Annotated in this window: 3 protein-coding genes; 2 read left to right on the plus strand and 1 reads right to left on the minus strand. The window is 64.6% G+C overall.

Annotated features, from left to right (window positions below):
* Positions 1-611 (minus strand): hypothetical protein (locus VF515_01010; GenBank protein HEX7406206.1); only part of this gene is annotated, 611 nt, incomplete at its 3' end.
* Between the two features lie 201 nt (positions 612-812).
* Between VF515_01010 and VF515_01015 the strand changes: the two genes are divergently transcribed.
* Together VF515_01015 and lpxK are read left to right on the plus strand one after the other, a co-directional pair.
* Positions 813-2,114, plus strand: a complete 1,302-nt coding sequence (locus VF515_01015) for a 3-deoxy-D-manno-octulosonic acid transferase (GenBank protein ID HEX7406207.1) — start codon at positions 813-815, stop codon at positions 2,112-2,114.
* A partial coding sequence (lpxK, locus tag VF515_01020) for a tetraacyldisaccharide 4'-kinase (protein HEX7406208.1) occupies positions 2,114-2,514 on the plus strand: 401 nt, incomplete at its 3' end. The genes VF515_01015 and lpxK, both read left to right, overlap by 1 nt.

The following is a 2,514-nucleotide window of genomic DNA, read 5'->3' on the forward strand; positions in this document are numbered from 1 at the left end:
TACAGGTGCGCGCCCGCCAGCGGCTGGCTGATTCCCCCGACGTCGAAAAACACAAATCCTGCCACCGTCGAATGTGGCTCTACTGCCTTGGCCATGAAGGGAGCGTATTGCAGTTCGCTCACGCCTTCCTTCGGTATTCCCGCATCCGGATGCCGCGGCAGCGGGATGGGCAGCGGGTTCCGGCTCACTTCGTCGCCCCGCCGCTTCACCCGCGAAAACTTCCGGTACAGGTCGTCGCTGGTCGCCGACAGGATTTTCGACCGGTCGGTGGTCACCAACTGTATCTTGACCGCCGTCAGCGCCACCGGCTCGTCACCATCGTTGGTGACAATCAGGTATACCGGCAGCAGGCCCTTGTCCCGGTAATTCAGGTTGAACACCGCCGACGCTTTGTCCGGCATGTCGTATGGGTCGGCCGCGATCGTCACCTTCTCATCGTCGTGCGCGTCGTGCGCCGGATACGTCTTGCCCGGAAACGCCTTTGGCGACACGTAATCCTTGGCCGCAAACGCCACCGCGCACAGCGCCACGCTCAGCGCCAGGGCACCCCATACATGCCCGGTTTTGCCATGTGTGGGAATAGCAAATCGCTTCCACCTTGAACTCACCATCGCCCGATTCTACTGCGTTTACCTTGGGTGTCCTACAGATCGCCGCTTTTGCGGCGTGTGGGGCACAATTCTCCCAACGGATATCCAGTTGAATGGCAACACAGGCTTTTCCGATTAGTTGTGAAGAAGTGTGATTGCCTGCCAATGTGCCTGGCTGCACCGGCCCAAAATGGGAATGGCCTTACAATAGCCCTTCGCTCGATGACCTTCCTCTACAGCGCCGTCCTCGCGGTCGCCCTGCTGTTGACCCTGCCCTACTGGGTCCTCCAGATGCTCCGCAGCGGCAAGTACCGCGCCGGACTCGCCGAGCGCTTCGGACGCGTCCCCGCGCGCCTCCGCTCCGACGGCCGCCGCGCCATCTGGGTCCACGCCGTTTCCGTCGGCGAAGTCCTCGCCGTCAGCCGCGTCATCCAGGAGCTGCGGACGCGCTTCCCCGGTCATCGCGTCGTCATCTCCACCACTACCGCCACCGGACAGAAGCTCGCCCGCGAACGCTTCGGCGAAGACAACGTCTTCTTCTTTCCCCTCGACTTCACCTTCGCCCTGCGCCCTTACTTCGACCTGCTCCAGCCCGAATTCATCGTCGTCGCCGAAACCGAGCTTTGGCCCAACTTCTTCCGTCTCGCCCGCGAGCGTGGCGCGAAGGTTGCCGTCATCAATGCCCGCATCTCCGATCGTTCTTTCCCCCGCTATCGCATGGTCTCGCGCCTGCTCGCGCCGGTGCTCGACAACGTGGACCTCTTCCTGGCGCAGAGCCGCGAAGACGCCGGACGGATCGTCGCCATTGGCGCCTCTCCCGATCGCGTGGAAGCGGTCGGCAATCTGAAGTTCGACATTCCCGCCGGCTCGACTTCGGCCCTCGTTCAGCAGCTTCGCCACGCCGCGACCGGGCCCGTGATCGTCTGCGGCAGCACGGTCGCAGGGGAGGAGCCAATCGTTCTCGATGCGCTCCGCGCAGTTCAGCGCCGCTTTCCCGGCACACTGCTCATTCTTGCCCCCCGTCATCCTGAGCGCTTCGACGCGGTTGCCGGTCTGCTCGCATCGTCCGGCATGAGCTTCTGGCGACGCTCGGAGTGGGACGGCGGCCCCTTCCATCAAGGCGGCCTGTTTCTCCTCGACACCATCGGCGAGCTCGCCGACCTCTATCAACTCGCGAATGTGGCTTTCATCGGAGGCAGCCTCGTTCCGCGCGGCGGGCACAACATCCTGGAAGCGGCACGTTTCGGCGTCCCGATGGTCGTCGGCCCCTACACGGAGAATTTCCGCGACATCGTCAACAGCTTCATCCTCGCGCACGCTATCCGCATCGCCAATGCCACCCAGCTCGGTTCCACGATAGACGGGCTGCTCGCCGACCCGGGAGCGTGCCGCTCCCTGGGCGACCGCGCTCGCGAGACGTGGCAGGTCAATGCCGGCGCCACCGCCCGCACCCTCGCCCGCATCGATGAACTCATGCCACAGCCCATGTCGTCCGCAGCGCTCCCGGAAAAGGAGAACGCCTGATGCCGTTCTCCGCCCTCTTTGGCGCCAGTGTCCGGCTGCGTAACTTGCTCTACGACTCGGGCCGTTTGCGCGCTCGCCGGCTGCAGGGCCCGGTCGTCAGTGTCGGCAACATCTCCGTCGGCGGGGCCGGTAAGACGCCCTTCGTCATCGCCCTCGGCCATATGCTCAAGCAGCGTGGCATCGCCTTCGACGTCCTCTCCCGCGGCTACCGCCGCAAGACCAAGGGCGTGCTCCAGGTCGATCCCGCGGGCTCCCCCACCGAATTCGGCGACGAGCCTCTGCTCATCGCGCAGCAGCTCGGTGTGCCCGTCATCGTGGGCGAGCGGCGCCACGCCGCCGGCCTCTGGTCGGAGAAAAAATACGGTCCCCGCCTGCACTTACTCGACGATGGCTTCCAGCA

The organism is Candidatus Binatia bacterium (assembly GCA_036382395.1).
GTDB lineage: Bacteria > Desulfobacterota > Binatia > HRBIN30 > HRBIN30 > JAGDMS01.